Annotated in this window: 17 protein-coding genes; 7 read left to right on the top strand and 10 right to left on the bottom strand. The window is 64.9% G+C overall.

Features of this window, described 5'->3' with window-relative positions; translation table 11 throughout:
- The first annotated feature begins 8 nt into the window (after nt 1–8).
- Nucleotides 9–1,382 (top strand): 4Fe-4S binding protein, encoded by a 1,374-nt coding sequence (locus tag F8K16_RS04245; protein WP_294947390.1) that lies wholly within the window; start codon nt 9–11, stop codon nt 1,380–1,382.
- 442 nt (nt 1,383–1,824) lie between these two features.
- Here the strand turns inward: F8K16_RS04245 and rimI are convergent, their stop codons facing one another.
- From rimI to F8K16_RS04220, 5 genes are read right to left on the bottom strand one after another with little or no spacing between them, the layout of a single operon-like run.
- The gene (gene rimI, locus F8K16_RS04240; RefSeq protein WP_294947387.1) at nt 1,825–2,295 is read right to left on the bottom strand and encodes a ribosomal protein S18-alanine N-acetyltransferase; all 471 of its coding nucleotides are present in this window, start codon (nt 2,293–2,295) and stop codon (nt 1,825–1,827) included.
- On the bottom strand, nt 2,292–2,729 hold the full coding sequence (locus F8K16_RS04235) for a hypothetical protein (RefSeq protein WP_294947384.1): 438 nt from the start codon (nt 2,727–2,729) through the stop codon (nt 2,292–2,294). Before F8K16_RS04235 ends, rimI begins: the two co-directional genes overlap by 4 nt.
- A gap of 60 nt (nt 2,730–2,789) precedes the next feature.
- Nucleotides 2,790–4,352, bottom strand: coding sequence for a 2-isopropylmalate synthase (locus tag F8K16_RS04230; protein WP_294947383.1), 1,563 nt, complete (start codon nt 4,350–4,352; stop codon nt 2,790–2,792).
- Nucleotides 4,353–4,363: 11 nt separating this feature from the next.
- Complete coding sequence (gene pssA, locus F8K16_RS04225) at nt 4,364–5,170, bottom strand: CDP-diacylglycerol--serine O-phosphatidyltransferase (RefSeq protein ID WP_294947381.1); 807 nt, start codon at nt 5,168–5,170, stop codon at nt 4,364–4,366.
- A gap of 43 nt (nt 5,171–5,213) precedes the next feature.
- A complete protein-coding gene (locus tag F8K16_RS04220) occupies nt 5,214–5,699 on the bottom strand; it encodes a CinA family protein (RefSeq protein ID WP_294947378.1) in 486 nt (161 codons plus the stop codon).
- Nucleotides 5,700–5,754: 55 nt separating this feature from the next.
- Between F8K16_RS04220 and mutS the strand changes: the two genes are divergently transcribed.
- Together mutS and trxA are read left to right on the top strand one after the other, a co-directional pair.
- Nucleotides 5,755–8,304, top strand: a complete 2,550-nt coding sequence (gene mutS, locus F8K16_RS04215) for a DNA mismatch repair protein MutS (protein WP_294947376.1) — start codon at nt 5,755–5,757, stop codon at nt 8,302–8,304.
- The gene (gene trxA / locus F8K16_RS04210; protein ID WP_294947373.1) at nt 8,291–9,157 is read left to right on the top strand and encodes a thioredoxin; all 867 of its coding nucleotides are present in this window, start codon (nt 8,291–8,293) and stop codon (nt 9,155–9,157) included. The genes mutS and trxA overlap by 14 nt, the downstream gene beginning before the upstream one ends.
- Before the next feature lie 12 nt (nt 9,158–9,169).
- Here trxA and F8K16_RS04205 read toward each other — a convergent pair whose 3' ends face one another.
- Genes F8K16_RS04205 through lgt form a run of 3 tightly spaced genes read right to left on the bottom strand, consistent with a single transcriptional unit; the run spans nt 9,170 to nt 11,317 of the window.
- The gene (locus F8K16_RS04205; protein WP_294947371.1) at nt 9,170–9,670 is read right to left on the bottom strand and encodes a dihydrofolate reductase; all 501 of its coding nucleotides are present in this window, start codon (nt 9,668–9,670) and stop codon (nt 9,170–9,172) included.
- The gene (locus F8K16_RS04200) at nt 9,667–10,500 is read right to left on the bottom strand and encodes a thymidylate synthase (protein WP_294947368.1); all 834 of its coding nucleotides are present in this window, start codon (nt 10,498–10,500) and stop codon (nt 9,667–9,669) included. Before F8K16_RS04200 ends, F8K16_RS04205 begins: the two co-directional genes overlap by 4 nt.
- A gap of 7 nt (nt 10,501–10,507) precedes the next feature.
- A complete protein-coding gene (gene lgt / locus F8K16_RS04195) occupies nt 10,508–11,317 on the bottom strand; it encodes a prolipoprotein diacylglyceryl transferase (protein WP_294947365.1) in 810 nt (269 codons plus the stop codon).
- A 114-nt stretch (nt 11,318–11,431) separates the two neighbouring features.
- On the opposite strand from lgt, the gene F8K16_RS04190 reads away from it, so the two are divergent.
- Entirely contained in the window at nt 11,432–12,238 is an 807-nt protein-coding gene (locus tag F8K16_RS04190) for a mechanosensitive ion channel domain-containing protein (RefSeq protein ID WP_294947363.1), read from the top strand.
- A 68-nt stretch (nt 12,239–12,306) separates the two neighbouring features.
- On the opposite strand, the gene F8K16_RS04185 is transcribed toward F8K16_RS04190, so the two are convergent.
- Both F8K16_RS04185 and F8K16_RS04180 read right to left on the bottom strand, forming a co-directional pair.
- Nucleotides 12,307–14,295: a methyl-accepting chemotaxis protein gene (locus tag F8K16_RS04185; protein WP_294947360.1), complete on the bottom strand. Its 1,989-nt coding sequence runs from the start codon at nt 14,293–14,295 to the stop codon at nt 12,307–12,309.
- Between the two features lie 107 nt (nt 14,296–14,402).
- Nucleotides 14,403–15,044 carry a peroxiredoxin gene (locus F8K16_RS04180; protein ID WP_294947357.1) on the bottom strand — a complete coding sequence of 214 codons (642 nt, stop codon included), beginning with the start codon at nt 15,042–15,044 and terminating at the stop codon, nt 14,403–14,405.
- A gap of 135 nt (nt 15,045–15,179) precedes the next feature.
- Here F8K16_RS04180 and F8K16_RS04175 point away from each other — a divergent pair, with 135 nt between their 5' ends.
- The 3 genes from F8K16_RS04175 to F8K16_RS04165 are packed head-to-tail and all read left to right on the top strand — an operon-like array spanning nt 15,180 to nt 18,408.
- Nucleotides 15,180–16,217 carry a hydroxymethylglutaryl-CoA reductase gene (locus F8K16_RS04175; RefSeq protein ID WP_294947355.1) on the top strand — a complete coding sequence of 346 codons (1,038 nt, stop codon included), beginning with the start codon at nt 15,180–15,182 and terminating at the stop codon, nt 16,215–16,217.
- Nucleotides 16,214–17,239, top strand: coding sequence for a type 2 isopentenyl-diphosphate Delta-isomerase (gene fni / locus F8K16_RS04170; RefSeq protein WP_294947353.1), 1,026 nt, complete (start codon nt 16,214–16,216; stop codon nt 17,237–17,239). Before F8K16_RS04175 ends, fni begins: the two co-directional genes overlap by 4 nt.
- Nucleotides 17,239–18,408 carry a hydroxymethylglutaryl-CoA synthase gene (locus F8K16_RS04165; protein WP_294947351.1) on the top strand — a complete coding sequence of 390 codons (1,170 nt, stop codon included), beginning with the start codon at nt 17,239–17,241 and terminating at the stop codon, nt 18,406–18,408. The genes fni and F8K16_RS04165 overlap by 1 nt, the downstream gene beginning before the upstream one ends.
- The last annotated feature ends 108 nt before the right edge of the window (nt 18,409–18,516 follow it).

Raw genomic sequence — 18,516 nt, 5'->3', positions numbered from 1 at the left:
ATCCGGCCATGACCCGCAACCTGCTCGACTGGCCGCTGATCGGCCCGCTGCTGCGCCGCCACGCGCTGCTGGAGGGCCTGCGGGCCGCGGTGCTGCTGCTGTTTCTCTCCGCCATCGCCTTCGGCTTCATCTACCCGAAGGCGGAGGAGAACCCCTACACCACGGCGCTGTTCTGGTCACTGTTCTGGCCCTTCTTTCTCATCACCACCATGGTGACGCTGGGGCCGGTGTTCTGCATGATCTGCCCCCACAGCTTCATCGGTCGCTGGCTCAACCGGTCCGGGCCGCAAAAGCTGATGCCCAACTGGCTGCGCAACCGCTGGTGGGGGCTGGGACTGCTGGTGGTCAGCTACTGGGTGCCGCTCTACCTGTGGCCGGGGCTGCTGAAAAACCCGCTGGTCACCGCCAGCTACTTTCTGGCGCTGACCCTGCTGGCCTGGTTCATGTTCTACCGCTACCGCAACATGGACTACTGCCGCTATCTGTGCCCCATCGGCAGCGTCACCAAGGCGTTCAGCAAGGTGGGCTTCGCCCGGCTGGAGACGGACCAGAGCCGCTGCACCAGCTGCCGCAGCTTCGACTGCGTCAAGGCGTGCCAGTGGAAACTGCGCCCCTACCTGTTCGAGCAGAAGAACGACATGCAGGACTGCACCACCTGCATGGACTGCGCGCAGGCCTGCAGCGCCGTCCGGTGGGATCTGGTGCCGCCCATGACCCAGCTGAGCCATTCCGGAAAACTGGACCGGCGCATGACCGTGTGGGTGTTTCTCACCCTGCTGATTGTCATCACCATGACCATGCGCCTGCATCACGCTCTGGGGCATTCCGCCCTCAAGGAACAGCTGCCGTGGGTGCAGATGGGCCACTGGCTGGCCGCTCACCTGCCGGATTTCGGTGGGCTGGACTGGGTGGGTTTCAGTGCGCTGGTCACCGCCACCGCCGGCACTCTGGCGCTGGTGTTCGGCGGCTTCTGGCTGGCGGCCCGATTTGCCCGCGTGCCCTTCTGGCAGATGTTCGACCACGCCGGACTGGCGCTCGGGCCGCTGATGCTCATCGGCGCCCTCAGCCATGTGGGCGCCTTCTTCTTCCTGCACTACGCGCCGGATCTGCAGAACGCCTTCTACTGGCTGGTGGGTCTGCCCCAGACGGCGGAACCCTGGGCCAGCTTCCGCCATGACCCGTGGCTGCGCGCCTTCAATCTGTTCAATGTGCTGGCCGCCATCGCCGCCCTGTGGGTGCTGGTGCGCCAGCTGAAACAGCTGGGGCTGACCGGTCTGCGCCTGACCGGCGCCACCCTGCTGGCCGGGCTGGTCATCTGGGGCTATCTGGCTCTGTTTGCCCTCACCCTCTACGCCCGCAGCCTCGGCCACGGCGGTCACTGAGTGGCCGAGGCTTCTCAAAGGCTCTGCCGGGCAACCGGCAGACACCGTCCCACACGGGGTCTCCCCCATTTTTGCCCAATGCCTGTCCGACCCGCCCGCGGCACATCGGAAAAAGCCCGCCCAACAACCCTTTTCCGCCCCGCAACGCCCACTGAACGGGGTCTCTCCCGTTTATACGGTCCGCCGCGCAACCGCGCCGGCGGCCTGGCGGAAAACAGGGGGAAATGCGGCCTTCCGTCGATTTTTTCCGGTGTGGCGCCCTCCATTGTTGCAGGCCGACCCGATACGCCACGGTCACCGCCACCGGCGAACGGCACGACACCGCAGAAGTCGCCCTGCCATGCTGAAAGCGCCCTGACGATGGGGTCTCCCCCATTTTTGCCGGACGGTGGTCTGTCGCGGCGGAAAATCGCCACGCTTTCCCCGATTTCAGGCAGGCTTTTCAGGCTGGAAAGTCGGGCAGAAAGGTGTGGGCCATCAGCACGGCGTCCTCGCGGCTGCCGTCGGGGTTGCGGTAGTAGCCGGGACGCAGGCCGATCTCGTTGAAGCCGGCGCGCTGGTAGAGACGGATGGCGGGCGTGTTGGACGCGCGCACTTCAAGAAACATCTGGGCGAAGCGCCCGCCTTCGAAGCGGCCCAGCAGCGCCCGCAGCGCCGCGCTGCCGACACCCCGTCCCTGCTGCTGCGGAGCCACGGCGAAGTTGAGCAGTTCCACCTCGTCGGCCGCCGTCTGCACGAAGCAGTAGCCCAGTGGCGTTTCATCGGCGGCGCAGAAGATGAAGCCCAGCCCGTTGCGTAGCGCCAGTTCCAGTCCACGACGGGACCAGGGCATGGGGTAGCAGCGCCGCTCCACGGATTCCACCCAGTCCAGATCGTCCACGTCCATGACACGCAGATGGGAAAAGCAACTCATGCGTCGGCAAGGAAGTTCAGCAGGGCAAGATAGGCGCGCTTCTTGGCCAGCGGGTCTTCCAGCATCTGGCCGAGAGCGGGCACGACACACAGGCGCACCGGCAGTTCATCGGCGTCCGCCAGCCAGTCCGCCTCGCCGAAGATGACCGCCCGGCCACCGTCCGCCTCCAGCAGCGGCGCCGGATCCTCCAGCGCACAACGCGCGCCCAGTTGGGGAAACACCCGTTCGATGGCAGACAGCAGGGCGCTTTCCTGCGCATCCAGCGCCTCAGGGACGAAAAACCCCGCAAAACCGGGGTTCTGCGGGGCATTGTCCTCGGACGCAACCGGCGCGCCGGCACGGCGGCCTGCAAAAATGGGGGAGACCCCGTCTCGCAGCCGCCAGACGGGTTCACCCCAGTCCAGCAGCAGCTCGGCCGGCAGCCGGCCGCTCATGCGCGCACGCCCTGCCGACAGACGACGCAGGCGACCACGACGGCAGGCACGCGCCGAGGCTCAGATGTCGCCATCGGTCTCCCGCTGCGGGTGGGCGCGCTCATCGGCCGCGCACAGCTTGTTGAGCGCGTTGATGTAGGCCTTGGCGGACGCGATGATGATGTCCATGTCCGCCCCCTGTCCGTTGACGATGCGCCCGGCCTTCTCCAGCCGCACCATGGTCTCCGCCTGGGAGTCGGTGCCGTTGGTGACATTGCTCACGGAGTAGAGCTTGAGCTCGGCGCCGGAGTCCACCAGCGATTCGATGGCACGGAAGGTGGCGTCCACCACGCCGCCGCCGGCCTCCTTGGCCCTGTGCTCCTCGCCATCGATCCACAGGGTCAGCTCGCACACGGGCGTCTCGCCGGTCTCGGAGCAGACATGCAGGCTCACCAGCCGGTAGCGTTCGTTCTCCGTGATCTGGTTGGCCGCGTCGGTGGCCAGCGCGATCAGATCCTCGTCATAGATCTCGTGCTTGCGGTCGGCCAGCTCCTTGAAGCGCATGAAGGCCTCGTTGAGCGCCTCCTCGGTGTCGAACTCGATGCCCAGCTCCGCCATGCGGGTGCGGAAGGCGTTGCGACCGGAGTGCTTGCCCAGCACCATCTTGTTGGCGCTCCAGCCCACATCCTCGGCGCGCATGATCTCGTAGGTCTCGCGATGCTTGAGCACGCCGTCCTGATGGATGCCGGACTCGTGGGCGAAGGCGTTGGCGCCCACGATCGCCTTGTTGGGCTGCACCGGGAAGCCGGTGATGCTGGAGACCAGCCGTGAAGTGGCCAGAATCTCGCGGGTGTTGATGCGCGTGTCCACCGGGAAGTAGTCCTGCCGCACGCGCACCGCCATGACCACCTCCTCCAGCGCCGTGTTGCCGGCACGCTCGCCCAGGCCGTTGATGGTACACTCCACCTGACGGGCGCCGTTGCACACCGCCGCCAGCGAATTGGCCACCGCCAGACCCAGATCGTTGTGGCAGTGGGCGGAGAAGATCGCCCTGTCCGAGTTGGGGATGCGCTCGATCAGCTGCCTGAACAGCGCCCCGAACTGCTCCGGCACGTTGTAGCCCACCGTATCGGGAATGTTGATGGTGGTGGCGCCGGCGTCAATCACCGCCTCGATGATGCGGCAGAGGAAGTCCAGCTCGGAGCGGCCCGCGTCCTCCGGCGAAAACTCCACGTTGTCAGTGAAGTCTCGCGCCCGTTTGACCGCCCACACGGCCCGCTCCACCACCTCGTCGGGCGTCATGCGCAGTTTCTTTTCCATGTGGATGGGCGAGGTGGCGATGAAGGTGTGGATCCGTCCGCTCTCGGCCGGACGGATCGCCTCGCCCGCCTTGACGATGTCGTTCTCCACCGCACGGGCCAGACCGCAGACGGTGCTCTCCTTCACCACCTCGGCCACGGCCTTCACCGCTTCGAAGTCGCCGGGGCTGGCGGCGGGGAAGCCCGCCTCGATCACATCCACCCGCAGCTTCTCCAGCTGCTTTGCGATGCGCAGTTTCTCCTCCTTGGTCATGGAGGCGCCGGGGCTCTGCTCCCCGTCCCGCAGGGTGGTGTCGAAAATGATCAGACGTTCCTTGTTGCTCATGTCTCGGTTCCTCAACTGTTCTTCGGCGGCATGTCAGCCTCGGGCGCGGCCGCCTGTTCGCGCCGCTTGCGCAGATTCTCACGGGCCTGCGCCCGTAGTCGGCGGCGCAGCTGCAGCTGCCGGAGCGTGATCACCGGCCCCGACAGCGCATACAGGCTGAAAAAGCTCCACAGGATCAGCGCCGGCTCGATGGCGATCACCACCAGCACCAGCACCATGACCAGCAGGGCCACGAAGGGCACCTTTTTCTTGAGATTCAGTTCCTTGCCGCTGAAATAGCGCACATTGCTGACCATCAGCAGCCCGGCCAGCACCAGCAGCACCGCCCCGACAAAATGGGCCGACACCTCCATCGGCAGGGCGTAATGCTCCACCACCCAGATCCAGCCGGCCGCCCAGGCCGCCGCCGCCGGTGACGGCAGACCCTGAAAGTATTTCTTGCTCAGGCTGCCGGCCTGCACGTTGAAACGCGCCAGCCTCAGCGCCGCGCCCGCCACATAGACGAACGCCGCCAGCCAGCCCAGCTTGCCGAATTCGCTCACCCCCCAGCTGTAGAGCAGCAGCGCCGGCGCCAGCCCGAAGGAGACCATGTCCGCCAGCGAGTCATACTCCGCTCCGAAGGCGCTGGTGCTGTTGGTCAGCCGCGCGATGCGCCCGTCCAGTCCGTCGAACACCATGGCGATGAAGATGGCCATGGCTCCCGCCTCGAACTGGCCGTTCAGCCCGGCGATGACCGCGTAGAAGCCGGCGAACAGCGCCGCGGTGGTCATCAGGTTGGGCAGAAAATAGATTCCGCGCTCAAAACGGCTGTTTTTCATAGATGGCGTCAATCAACGGCGGTTGTGTGATAAGCGTTTCATTTTACAGGAGTTGCAGGCGGGTCGACAGCCCTTCCAGCGCCGCCTGCGCCGCCTGCCGGCGCACCGCGTCCCGGTCCCCGTCGAAGTGGAAGCGCTCGGCCCAGCGCCGATCCTCGATCCCCCAGCCGATCCACACCGTGCCCACCGGCTTGTCCGGCGTGCCGCCGGTCGGCCCGGCGATGCCGGAGATGGCCAGCGCCGCCTGTGCCGGCGAGCGGCTCAACGCCCCGTCCACCATCTCCCGCACCGTCTGCTCGCTGACCGCGCCATGCAGCCGCAGCGTCTCCTCCCGCACGCCCAGCCACTCCATCTTGGCGCGGTTGTCATAGGTGACGAAGCCGCCGAAGAACCAGCGGCTGCTGCCGGAGATCGACGTGCACCACTCGGCCACCATGCCACCGGTGCAGGACTCCGCCGTCACCAGCATCCAGCCCCGTGCCAGCAGCGCCTGCGCCAGACGCTCAGTCAGCTCAACCCTTGGTTCCATTGCTTTACTCCCGAGGGTCTTTTAGCATATCACGCCCATTTCCCACAGGTTTGCCATGAACCAGGATCTCAGCCAGCACACCCCCATGATGCAGCAGTATCTGCGCATCAAGGCGGAGTATCCCGACCATCTGCTGTTCTACCGCATGGGGGACTTCTACGAGCTGTTCTACGAGGATGCCGAGCGGGCCGCGGCGCTGCTGGACATCACCCTCACCAAACGGGGCAAGTCCGCCGGCGAGCCGATCCCCATGGCCGGCGTGCCCTACCACAGCGTGGAAAGCTATCTGGCCCGACTGGTGCAGGCGGGCGAGTCGGTGGCCATCTGCGAGCAGGTGGGCGACCCCAACACGAGCAAGGGGCCGGTGGAGCGCAAGGTGGTGCGCATCGTCACGCCGGGCACGCTTACCGAGGACGACCTGCTGGACGCCCGCCGCGACAACCTGCTGGCGGCGGTGCTTCCCTTCAAAAAAGGGTTCGGGCTGGCCTGGCTGGAGGTCTCCAGCGGCCGCTTCGAAGGGTGTGAATGCGACGACGAGACTGCGCTGCGCGCCGAACTGGCCCGCCTGAGTCCGGCGGAGATCCTGCTGCCGGAAGGCAGCGCACTGAACCTGCCGGTGGAGGCGGCCGTCACGCCGCTGGCCGACTGGCACTTTGAGCCGGACACGGGCGCGCGCAAGGTGCGCGACCAGTTCGACACCGAAGACCTGCGCGCCTTCGGGCTGGACGGCGCTCCCGCCCTGCTGGGCGCGGCGGGCGCGCTGCTGCACTATGCCCAGTCCATGCTGCGCCACGATCTCAAGCACCTGACAGGCTTCCGCCGGGTGCATCTGGGCGACACTCTCATTCTGGATGCGGTCAGCCGCCGCAATCTGGAAATCGTCGAGAACCTGCGCGGCGGCGAGGAACACACCCTGGCGTCCATTCTGGACACCTGCCGCACGCCCATGGGCAGCCGCCTGCTCAGACGCTGGCTGACCCAGCCGCTGCGTGACCGTGCCACCCTCAGCGCCCGGCACGACGTCATCGAGCAGCTTCTGGACGGCTGGCATGAGGACACCCTGCGCGAGCTGCTCAAGCCGGTGGGCGATGTGGAGCGCATTCTCTCCCGCGTGGCCCTCTATTCCGCCCGCCCGCGGGATCTGGTGCAGCTGGGCACGGCGCTGGGCCAGCTGCCCGCCCTGCAGGAGGCGCTGACAGGCGCGGGTCTGACGCAACAGGCCGAGGCGCTGGCGCCACAGCCTGAGCTGCACGACCTGCTCACCCGGGCGCTGGTGGACAACCCGCCCATGACCATTCGTGACGGCGGCGTGATCGCGCCGGGTTTCGATGCGGAGCTGGATGAACTGCGCGCCCTCCGGGACGAGGCGGGCGACTTTCTTGCGGCGCTGGAAGCGCGGGAAAGGGAACGCACCGGCATTCCCACCCTGAAAGTGGGCTACAACCGGGTGCACGGCTACTACATCGAGGTCACCCGCACCCACGCGGATGCCGTGCCCGCCGACTATGTGCGCCGCCAGACCCTCAAGAACACCGAACGCTACATCACTCCGGAGCTGAAGGAATTCGAGGACAGAATCCTCTCCGCCGGCGAAAAGGCGCTGGCGCGGGAAAAGTGGCTCTATCAGCAGCTGCTGGAACGGCTCAATGAACATCTGGCTCCGCTGCAGCGGGCCGCCGCCGCGCTGGCAGAGCTGGATGTGCTGGCCGCGCTCGCCGAACGGGCCCGCAGCCTCAACCTCACCCGCCCCGCCCTCACCGATGAACGGGGCATTCATATCGAACAGGGCCGCCACCTGACGGTGGAAGCGCTCTCGGACGAGCCCTTCATCGCCAATGACACGGTGCTGGTGGAGCAGCCCATGCAGATCATCACCGGCCCCAACATGGGCGGCAAGTCCACCTACATGCGCCAGACGGCGCTGATCGTGCTCATGGCCCATGCCGGCTGCTTCGTGCCGGCCGAGAAAGCGGTCATCGGGCCGGTGGACCGCATCTTCACCCGCATCGGCGCCTCCGACGACCTCACCTCCGGCCGCTCCACCTTCATGGTGGAGATGAGCGAGACGGCCAACATCCTGCACCACGCCACCGCCGACTCACTGGTGCTGCTGGACGAGATCGGCCGCGGCACCTCCACCTTCGACGGGCTGGCGCTGGCCTGGGCGGTGGCCGAACACATGGCGCGCAAGGTGGGCGCCTACACCCTGTTCGCCACCCACTACTTCGAGCTGACCCAGCTGGCCGAGCAGCTGGACGGCGTGGCCAACGTGCATCTGGACGCGGTGGAGCATGGTGACCGCATCGTCTTTCTGCATCAGGTCAGACCCGGCCCCGCCTCCCAGAGCTACGGCCTGCAGGTGGCGGCGCTGGCGGGCGTGCCCCGCGCCGTCATCGCCCGCGCCCGGAAAAAACTGGCCGAGCTGGAACGCCACAGCCTCAACGCCCAGCCTGCCCAGCCGCAGCTGGATCTGTTTGTTGAAACCCCGCAACCCGACCCCATATTGGAATTTATCGACACGCTGGAACCGGACGCCATGACACCCCGAGAGGCGCTGCAGACACTCTACGAACTGAAGGAGATGCGAGACCATGGCAAAGAGTGAATTCATCATCGACGTCACCCAGGACAACTTCAATCAGGTGGTCATCGAAGGCTCCAGCCAGCAGCCGGTGCTGGTGGACTTCTGGGCACCCTGGTGCGGCCCGTGCCGCATGGTGATGCCGGTGCTGGAAAAGCTGGCCGAAGAGATGGCCGGGCAGTTCATTCTCGCCAAGGTGAACATCGACGAACAGCAGACGCTGGCCATGCAGTATGGGGTGCGTTCCGTGCCCACCTTCAAGCTGTTCAAGAACGGCCAGCCGGTGGCCGAGCTGATGGGCGCCCAGCCGGAATCCGCCTTCCGTCAGCTGCTGGAACCCCATCTGGTGCGTGCCTCCGATGACCTGCGCCAGCAGGCGCTGGCCGCCTTCCGCGCCGGAGACGCGGACACTGCCATCGCACTGCTCAAGAAGGCGGCGGCGGAAGACCCGCGCAACACCCGCATCCATCTGGATCTGGTCAACATCTTCCTCAAGACCGGCCGCATCGACGAAGCGGCGGAACTCTACAACAGCCTGCCGGAAGCAGTGCGCAACAGCGCCCAGGGGAAGCCGCTGGGTCTGATTCTCAAATTCGCCCGCACCGCCCAGTCCGCCGGCCCGCTGGAAGAAGTGGAAAAGAAACTGGCGGAAGACCCCAACAACCCGGAGCTGCGGGTGGCCGAGGCGGCCCACAAGCTGCTGCGGCAGGATTACGAAGGCGCGTTTGAAGCCTTCATGAAGGCGCTTACCCCCGATGTGAACGTGATGGACGGCAAGGTGAAGGCGCTGCTGCTGGACGTGTTCGACATGCTGGCGGACGAAGCCCCGGAACTGGTCAAGAAATACCGCCGCCGCCTGCAGATGCTGATGTTCTGAATGGAAGGCCCCTCACTGAGGGGCTTTTCTGTGCCATACCTGAAAGTGAAACGGCCACGGATGCCGTTCATCCGCCGGGTGGCTCTCCTGCCCCACCAGCTGCCAGTCCGCCTCCGGCAGCATGGGAAACCAGGCGTCCGCCCCGTCGATCTCCGTCTCCACAAGCGTCAGATAGATGCGCTCGGCCCAGTCCAGCATCTGGCGGTAGATCTGCGCCCCGCCGATGATCATGATCTCCTCCGCACCGGTGGCCCGCGCCGCTGCCACCGCTTCATCCAGATCGGGCAGCACGGTCACGCCCTCCGCATCCAACCCTGAACGGGAGACGACGAAATTGGGCCGTTGCGGCAGCGGCCGGCAACCCAAGGACTCAAAGGTCCTGCGCCCCATGATGACCGGTTTGCCCAGCGTCAGACGCTTGAAATGCTTCAGGTCATCCGGCAGGTGCCACGGCAGGGCATTGCCGCGCCCGATGGCGCGGTTGCGGTCCATGGCGGCGATCAGGCTGATCACACCGCCACCTCGGCCCTGATGTGCGGGTGCGGATCGTAGTCCACGATCTCGAAATCCTCGAAACGGTAGTCGAAGATGCTCTCCGGCCTGCGTCGGATATGCAGCCTGGGCAACGGGCGCGGTTCGCGGGTCAGCTGCAGTTTCGCCTGTTCCAGCGTGTTGTGATACAGATGCACGTCTCCGCCGGTCCAGATCAGCTCGCCCGGCTCATAGCCCGTCTGCTGCGCCACCATGTGCAGCAGCAGCGCGTAGCTGGCGATGTTGAAGGGCACGCCGAGGAAGGTGTCTGCGCTGCGCTGATACAGCTGCAGCGACACCCGGCCGTTGGCCACGTAGAACTGGAAGAAGGCGTGGCAGGCGGCCAGCGCCATCTTGCCCCGTTTGACGTTCTCCTGCGGTGAGAGGGACTCATCCGGCAGATCGGCCGGATTCCAGGCGGTGACGATCATGCGGCGGCTGTTGGGGTTGGTCTTCAGCGTTTCGATCACTTCGCTGATCTGGTCGATCTCCTCACCATGGGGCGTCTGCCAGGCGCGCCACTGCTTGCCGTAAAGCGGCCCCAACTCACCATCCTCCGTGGCCCATTCGTCCCAGATGGTCACCCCATGCTCATGCAGATAGCGGATGTTGGTGTCCCCGCGCAGAAACCACAGCAGCTCGTAGATGATGGAGCGGATGTGCAGCTTCTTGGTGGTCAGAAGCGGAAAGCCGTCCGCCATGTCGAAGCGCATCTGATAGCCGAACACCGACCGGGTGCCCACGCCGGTGCGATCCCCCTTGTCGGTGCCGTGGTCCAGAATGTGCTGCAGAAGGTCCAGATACTGTCTCATGGTCTCCTCACCAGGCGGTCATGCCGCGGTTGTGACGATAGGCCCGGCGCCACAGCCACAGGCCGGCGATGATCATGGGCGTGCTGAGCACCTGCCCCATGGTCAACCAGCCGAAGGCCAGATAGCCCAGCTGCGGGTCGGGCGCGCGCCAGAACTCCACGATGAAACGGAACAGCCCGTAGCCAACCAGGAAGGCACCGGACAGCGCCCCCACCGGCGGTTTCCAGCGGGCATAGAAGTTGAGCAGCGCGAAAAGCACCAGCCCTTCCAGCGTCGCCTCCAGCAGCTGGGTGGGATAGCGCACCACCTCATGCCCCAGCGCGGGATCGAAAAATCGCATGCCGAACGGGCTGTCCGGGGGGGCGGCCCGTCCCCACAGCTCGCCGTTGATGAAATTGCCCAGCCGCCCGGCCAGCAGGCCCAGCGGCACCAGCGGGGCGATGAAATCGCCGATGGCCAGAAAGGGAATGCGGTGACGACGGTGGAACAGCCAGATGGCGGTGATCACCCCCAGCAGGCCACCGTGGAATGACATGCCACCGTGCCACAGCTGGAAGATCTCCAGCGGGTGATCCAGATAGTAGGGCAGGTTGTAGAACAGCACATAGCCCAGACGTCCGCCGAGAATGACCCCGAAGGCTACGTAGAAAAGCAGATCGTCCACCTTCTCGGCCGTCCAGATGTGGGAGGCGCGCGCCCGATGGCGGGCGATCAGCCAGCCCAGCCCCAGCCCGATCAGATACATCAGCCCGTACCAGCGCACCTGGAAAAACCCCAGATCCAGCGCAACAGGATCCAGCTGCGGATAGGTCAGCACACCCACTCCCCCGATCAGAAACGGCTTGTATTATGCCGCAACATCGTCAATAATTCCGCCGCCATTTTTTGAACACTGGCATCAATAATTTGACAACACAGGAGGATACCCTCGATGGATACCCAAGCGCTTGTCGACATGGCCCTGCCGTGGGGCATCAAGATCGCCATGGCCATTGTCATCGCCGTAGTGGGTTACTGGCTGACCGGCTGGATCGTGCAACTGGTCAAAAAGAGCCTCAACCGCATCCCGCTGGATCCCATGCTCACCGACTTTCTCGGCACCATTCTCAAGGCGGTGCTGCTGCTGGTGGTGGTCATCGCCGCGCTCAACCAGCTGGGCGTGGACACCACTTCCCTGATCGCACTGCTGGGTGCCGCCGGCCTGGCCGTCGGTCTGGCGGTGAAGGACTCGCTGCAGAACTTCGCCTCCGGCGTGATGCTGATTCTGCTGCGCCCCTTCAAGAAGGGTGACTTCGTGGAGATCGCCGGCATCAGCGGCGTGGTGGATCAGATCAGCCTGTTCTCCACCCAGCTGCACACCGGCGACAACCGCGAGATCATCGTGCCCAACGGCAAGATCTACGGCGACACCATCACCAACTACTCCGCCCGTGACACCCGTCGCGTGGACATGACCTTCGGCATCGGCTATGACGACGATCTGAAGCTGGCGAAGGAAACCCTGGAAGCCCTGCTGGCGGCGGACCCGCGCGTTCTGGACAACCCCGCGCCCGTGGTGGCGGTGGCCGAACTGGCTGACTCCAGCGTCAACTTCACCGTGCGCGCCTGGGTCAAGAGCAGCGACTACTGGGCCGTGCTGTGGGACATGAACGAGAAGGTCAAACTCACCTTCGACGAGAAGGGCATCTCCATCCCCTATCCGCAGATGGACGTGCACCTGCACAAGCAGGAAGGCTGACAACCTTCCCACACCAAATGAAAAAGGCCACCTTCACGGTGGCCTTTTCTTTTGCCAGCTGAAAAACCCTACACGCGGAAGCGCTTGAGCAACTCGTCCAGGTGGTGGGCCAGCTGCCGCAGCTTCTCGCCCTCCTCCTTGGTGGCCTGCGCCTGGCGCACCGTCTCTTCGGTCACCTGACGGATCTGGGTGATCTGCTGTCCCACGGTGCGCACCAGCTCCGTCTCCTGCTGGGCCACCTGCTGCATTTCACCACTGAGGCTGTTGAGGTCGCGCATCAACTCCACCACCGGCTTGAGGCCCTGCTCGGCGGCGGCGATGGACGCCCGGCTCTCTTCGGTCGCCTGCTCGCCCGCCTCCATGCGCTCCACCGTCTGGCGGGTGTTGTCACGGATGCGGTTGATGACATTGGAAATCTCCTGCGTGGACTCCTGGGTGCGCTGCGCCAGCTGACGCACCTCGTCGGCCACCACCGCGAAGCCGCGACCGTGCTCGCCGGCCCGCGCCGCCTCAATGGCGGCGTTGAGCGCCAGCAGGTTGGTCTGCTCGGCGATGTCCTCAATGACATTGATCACCGAACCGATGGTCTCACTCTCCTGATCCAGCAGCTGAATGCTGTCGCGCAGGCTGACCATCACTTCCGCCAGGGTCTCGATGGTGCGCTGGGTGCCGGCCACCTTGCTCACACCGTCGTCCACCCGCTCGATGGCGTCATTGGCCGCACGGGCGGTGTTGGTGGAGAAGCCGGCCACTTCGTTGGCCTCCTGCTCCAGCTTGTCCATCAGCGTCTGCAGCTGCTCCACGCTCCTGAACTGGGTGTCAATCCCCTTCTGCGCGCCCTCGCTCTGCTCATACAGCACTAGCGCGGCCCGCTCCAGCTGCTGGGCATCACTGACCAGCTGGCGCACCACCTCCTGAATGCGCCCCACGAAGCGGTTGAAGTAGTGGGAGATCTCCGCCAGCTCGTCCTTGCCGTCCTCAGGCAGGCGCAAGGTCAGGTCCGCTTCGCCGCTGGAGACATTCTTCATGGCCTCGCGCAGGTCATCCAGCGAGGAGAGAATGGAGCGCATCACGAAGCCCATGACCACGAAGCCCAGCAACAGGCCGCCACCGGCCAGCGCGCTCATGATCCAGATGTTGCGGTGGGTCTGCTCTTCGGCCGCCCTGCCCTTGGCCTGAATGCCCTGAATGACCGACTGCAGCAGCTTCTGCAGATCCTGCTCGATCTCCATCAGGATGGGGTCCACCTCATGGACGAACATCCAGGCGTCCATGCGCCACTTGTCGCTGGTGAGCACGCCCTTGAGCACCATGTAGTTCTCACGCCAGGTCTGGTAGTTCTCACGCACCACCGGAATGCCTTCTTCCTCCTCCAGCGTGAGGTCCTCGACCTTTTCCAGCTGACCCAGCTTGCTCTCGAACACGTCGAGGAAGTTGTCGATGTTCTCCTGCATGTTATGGCTGCGGAAGGCCACGAACCCGCGCAGGTTGATCATGATGTTGAGCCAGGTCTTCTGCAGGTCGATCAGCTGCTGCAACAGGTCCGCCCGCTCCGGATCCATGTCGGACAGTTCGGACAGGATCATCTGGGAGAGCGCGCCCTGAATCTTCTGCGCGGCGCTGTCCATGCCGCTGGAGACCACCTTCAGCGCCGGATACTTGATGGTGTCGTCCTTCTCCATCGCCTCAATCTGCGGCAACTTCTGCCGCACCAGATCGATCTTCTGCCGGATGCCGGCCAGCACCTGCCGGTCGGACGGGGAGGCCAGCTGCTTCTCCAGCCGACTGGCCCGGCGTTCCAGCTGCTCCAGATCCTGCTGCACCTTCTGCAGCTTGGCCTCCTCGCCCGTCAGCATGTAGCTGACCAGATGAGCCGACAGGCGCTCCACGTCCCGCGCCAGCTCCAGCGTGGCAAAGGCGCGCGGCTGATCCTCCACGATCACCGTATTCAGCTGCGACTTGACCAGATTGAGGTTCATCAGGGCCATGGCGGTGATCACCACCAGCAGCAGCGACACCCCGATCATCCCCATGTAGAGTTTGGCGCGAATGGTCATAATCCGTTCCTTGACGACAGTTTGACAGGGGCTACATAGCAACCATCATGCCAATAAAAAAGCGGGCACAGAGGCCCGCTTTTCTCCACCGCTCAGATGAGCTGCTCTTACAGTGACTTGTGGCAGAACCACCAGTCGAAGCACTCGTACTGCTTCTCGCGCTCGGCGGCGGTCTTCTCGTCCGCCGCCGGCGGCACGATGACATGGTCGCCCACAAGGCTGTTCTCCGGCCAGTTGGCAGGGGTAGCCACGCCATTGGCGTCGGACGTCTGCAGCGCCTTCACCACACGCACGATCTCGTCGATGTTGCGGCCGATCTCCTGCGGATAGTAGAGGATGGTGCGGATCACGCCCTCAGGATCGATGACAAACACGGCGCGCACGGTGTTGCTGCCCTTGCCCGGGTGCAGCATGCCGATGGAGGCGGCGATGGTGTCCGTGGCGGCGATGATGGGGAATTCGATTTCCACGCCCAGCTTCTCCTTGATCCAGCGCACCCACTGAATGTGGGAGAACACCTGGTCCACGGACAGGCCGATCAGCTGGCAGTTGAGCGCGTCAAATTCCGGCTTCTTCTGCTGGAAGCCGACAAACTCGGTAGTACACACCGGCGTGAAGTCCGCCGGATGGCTGAACAGCACGGTCCACTTGCCCTTCAGATCCTCGGGCAGCTTCATGGGGCCATGCGTGGTCTGAACCTCCAGCTCGGGAAAGCTTTCGCCCAGAAGCGGCATGCGTACTTCGGTCATGGTCTCACCTCCTGTCATCGGGTTGTTTTGATCTGTCTATCGTTCGATTTTTCATCATAGAGTCAGATTATTTTCTTTCAAGACCCGCACCCGACTTTTCTTGACAGGATTTTGGCCCCTTCCAATAATGGCGCCATGACTGACACCCTCTACGCCACCATTCCCATGCAGTGGGTCGGCCCACTGCGGCTGACCGGCGACCTGGACGCCGAAGTGCAGGCCCCCATGGCCACCTACGAGACGCCCCTCTGGCCATCGGTCAACCGCGGGGCGCGGGTCACGGCCCACGCCGGTGGCATCCGCATCACGCTGGTAGACGCACGCATGAGCCGCTCGATCACCCTGCAGGCACCGGATGCCGGCTCGGCGCGGGACATCGCCGAAGCGGTGACAGGGCGGCTGGAGGACCTGCAGACGGTGGTGGCGGAAACCAGCCGTTTCGCTCGCCTGATCGACGTGCACCCGAAGATCATCGGCAACCTGCTCATTCTGCGGCTGGACTTCACCACCGGAGACGCCTCCGGCCACAACATGGTCACCAATGCCGCCGACCGGCTCATTCCCTGGCTGCTGGAGCAGTATCCGGCCCTGCAGTATGTGTCCATCTCCGGCAACTTCTGCACTGACAAGAAGGTTTCCGCCGTCAACAGCCTGCACGGGCGCGGCAAGTATGTGGTGGCGGAATGCGTCATTCCCGAGCGGCTGGTGCGCCGTTTTCTCAAGACCACGCCCCATCGGCTGGTGGACCTGCACATCAAGAAGGATCTGCTCGGCAGCATCGCCGCGGGCTCGCTGATGAGCGCCAACGCCCATGCCGCCAACATGCTGCTGGCCTTCTACCTGGCCACGGGGCAGGACGCCGCCAACATCGTGGAAGGCTCCCAGTGCATCAACCACGCCGAGGTGACGCCGGCGGGCGACCTCTACTTCTCCACCACCCTGCCCAACCTGATCGTGGGCACGGTGGGCAACGGCAAAGGGCTGGACTTCGTGCGCGACAACCTGAGCCGCATGGGCTGCCTTGAAGAGCGTGCGCCGGGTGAAAACGCCCGCCGACTGGCAGCCATCTGCGCCGCCACCGTGCTGTGCGGCGAACTGTCACTGCTGGCGGCCCAGACCAATCCCGGTGAGCTGATGGCAGCCCACCTGAAGCTGGAGCGGCAGCGCTCATGAGCGACATCCGCCAGCGCAAGCACGACCATGTGGAACTGGTGCTCAACGACCCGCAGGTGGACCGGCACGCCAGCGGGCTGGACGCCATCCGCCTGACCCACCGCGCCCTGCCGGAACTGGACTATGACGAGGTGGACACCTGCTGCACGCTGCTGGAGCACACCCTGAGCTTCCCCTTCCTCATCTCCAGCATGACCGGCGGTGAGGGGGCGGCCCTGCACCGCATCAACCGTCATCTGGCCGAGGCGGCGGAGGCCTGTGGCGTGGCCATGGCGGTGGGCTCCCAGCGCATCATGCTGGAACACCCGGAAACCGCGGAGAGCTTCGCCCTGCGCCGCTACGCACCCAGCGTGCCGCTGATTGCCAATCTGGGTGCCGTGCAGCTCAACGAGGGCGTCACCCTGGCACAGATCGAGGACCTGATCGACGTGCTGGATGCCGACGCCCTCTACCTGCACCTCAACCCATTGCAGGAGGTGATCCAGCCCGGCGGCGACCGCAATTTCGCCGGCCTGGCCGAACGCATCGCCGAGGTGGCTGATGGCATCGACGTGCCGGTCATTCTGAAGGAAGTGGGCTGCGGCCTGTCGGCCGAGGACATCGAGCTGGGGCTGCGCGCCGGGGTGGATCACTTTGACCTGGCCGGGCGTGGCGGCACCAGCTGGAGCCGCATCGAAGCCCTGCGCGCCGACGACCCGCTGGGCTTCGAGTTTCAGGACTGGGGCCTGACGCTGGTCGAAAGCCTGCGGCAGGCGGCCCCCTACCGCAACCGCGCCACGTTCATCGCCAGCGGCGGCGTCCGCTCAGGGGTGGATATGGTCAAGTGTGTTATAATGGGCGCTTCCGCCTGTGGCGTGGCCGGGCCGCTGCTGCGCGCCGCCACGGAGAGCACCGAGGCGGTCATCGAGGTTATCGAGCACTTCCGGCGCGCCTACCACACGGCCCAGTTCCTGCTCGGCGCCGCCACCTTTGAAGCGCTGTTCGATAACCGTCAGCTGCTACTGCAACAGTCGAGATTCTGATGAAGGTTGGCATTGATCTGATCCACTTCGCCACGGCGGACTACTATCTGGGCCTGGACACCTTCGCCGCCGAAAAGGGCGTGGACGTCAACAAGTATTACGTGGGCATCGGGCAGGAACGCATGTCCATCGCCCCGCCGGACGAGGACATCGTCACCCTGGCCGCCAAGGCCGCCGACCCCCTGTTCAACCACATCGAGCGCGACAAGATCACGGCCGTGCTGCTGGCCACCGAAAGCGGCGTCGATCAGTCCAAGTCCGCCAGCGCCTACCTGCACGGCCTGCTCGGCCTGCACAAGAACTGCCGCCTGATCGAACTGAAGCACGCCTGCTACGCCGGCGCCGCCGCCCTGCAGATGGCCCAGGGACTGGTGCACGCCAACCCCAATGAGAAAGTGCTGGTCATCGCCGCCGACATCGCCAAATACGACGTGGACTCCTCCGGCGAGGCCACCCAGGGCTGCGGCGCGGCGGCCATGATCATCAAGCGGGACCCGCGCCTGCTGACGCTGGAGCCTGGCTCCGGCTTCTACTCCGACGACGTGATGGACTTCTGGCGACCCAACTACCGGGAAACCGCGCTGGTGGACGGCAAATACTCCACCAAGGTCTATCTCAACAGCCTGCGGGAGACCTGGAAGCACTTCACCGCCAACACCGGCCGCCGCTACGAGGACATCGACTGGTTCTGTTACCACCTGCCCTTCACCAAGATGGCGGAGAAGGCCCACCGCCAGCTGACCCGCCTCACCGGCGTCGAACTGAGCGATGATGAGCTGAAGACCCTGCTCGCCCCCATGCAGGCCTACAACCGCCAGCTGGGCAACAGCTACACCGCCAGCCTGTTCATCGGGCTGGCCTCCCTGCTGGACAACGCGCCGGAAGACCTCACCGGCCAGCGCATCGGTCTGTTCAGCTACGGCTCCGGCTGCGTCTCCGAATTCTTCACCGGCATCGTGGAACCCGGCTATCGCGACCATCTGTTCACCGAAGACCACCGCTGGCAGATCGACCACCGCCAGCCGCTGGATTACGCCGACTACCTGCAGCTCTACCACACCCAGCCGGAAGGGCTCTACGAAGGCCAGGTGGTGTTGCCCGAATACAACCGTGGCCGCTACCGCCTCAAGGCGATCAGAGATCACAAACGCCTGTATGAGCGTCGCTGAGGGCACAAGCCCCGCCAAACTCATTCTCAGTGGCGAATACAGCATCGCCACCGGTCAGCCGGCGCTGGCCATTCCCATTCCCCTCATGACCCATGCCCGCATCGAGTT

It is taken from the genome of Sulfurivirga sp. (genome assembly GCF_015490265.1).
In the GTDB taxonomy this organism is placed as follows: Bacteria; Pseudomonadota; Gammaproteobacteria; order Thiomicrospirales; family Thiomicrospiraceae; genus Sulfurivirga.
Note: the sequence above shows the minus strand (reverse complement) of the source record. Positions and strands in the feature narration are given on the sequence as shown.

Bases quoted from the DNA above. Each gene is read 5' to 3' on its own strand.
- F8K16_RS04245 (WP_294947390.1), top strand. From the start codon at position 9: ATGACCCGCAACCTGCTCGACTGGCCGCTGATCGGCCCGCTGCTGCGC.
- rimI (WP_294947387.1), bottom strand. From the start codon at position 2,295: ATGAGTTGCTTTTCCCATCTGCGTGTCATGGACGTGGACGATCTGGAC.
- F8K16_RS04235 (WP_294947384.1), bottom strand. From the start codon at position 2,729: ATGAGCGGCCGGCTGCCGGCCGAGCTGCTGCTGGACTGGGGTGAACCC.
- F8K16_RS04230 (WP_294947383.1), bottom strand. From the start codon at position 4,352: ATGAGCAACAAGGAACGTCTGATCATTTTCGACACCACCCTGCGGGAC.
- pssA (WP_294947381.1), bottom strand. From the start codon at position 5,170: ATGAAAAACAGCCGTTTTGAGCGCGGAATCTATTTTCTGCCCAACCTG.
- F8K16_RS04220 (WP_294947378.1), bottom strand. From the start codon at position 5,699: ATGGAACCAAGGGTTGAGCTGACTGAGCGTCTGGCGCAGGCGCTGCTG.
- mutS (WP_294947376.1), top strand. From the start codon at position 5,755: ATGAACCAGGATCTCAGCCAGCACACCCCCATGATGCAGCAGTATCTG.
- trxA (WP_294947373.1), top strand. From the start codon at position 8,291: ATGGCAAAGAGTGAATTCATCATCGACGTCACCCAGGACAACTTCAAT.
- F8K16_RS04200 (WP_294947368.1), bottom strand. From the start codon at position 10,500: ATGAGACAGTATCTGGACCTTCTGCAGCACATTCTGGACCACGGCACC.
- F8K16_RS04190 (WP_294947363.1), top strand. From the start codon at position 11,432: ATGGATACCCAAGCGCTTGTCGACATGGCCCTGCCGTGGGGCATCAAG.
- F8K16_RS04185 (WP_294947360.1), bottom strand. From the start codon at position 14,295: ATGACCATTCGCGCCAAACTCTACATGGGGATGATCGGGGTGTCGCTG.
- F8K16_RS04180 (WP_294947357.1), bottom strand. From the start codon at position 15,044: ATGACCGAAGTACGCATGCCGCTTCTGGGCGAAAGCTTTCCCGAGCTG.
- F8K16_RS04175 (WP_294947355.1), top strand. From the start codon at position 15,180: ATGACTGACACCCTCTACGCCACCATTCCCATGCAGTGGGTCGGCCCA.
- fni (WP_294947353.1), top strand. From the start codon at position 16,214: ATGAGCGACATCCGCCAGCGCAAGCACGACCATGTGGAACTGGTGCTC.
- F8K16_RS04165 (WP_294947351.1), top strand. From the start codon at position 17,239: ATGAAGGTTGGCATTGATCTGATCCACTTCGCCACGGCGGACTACTAT.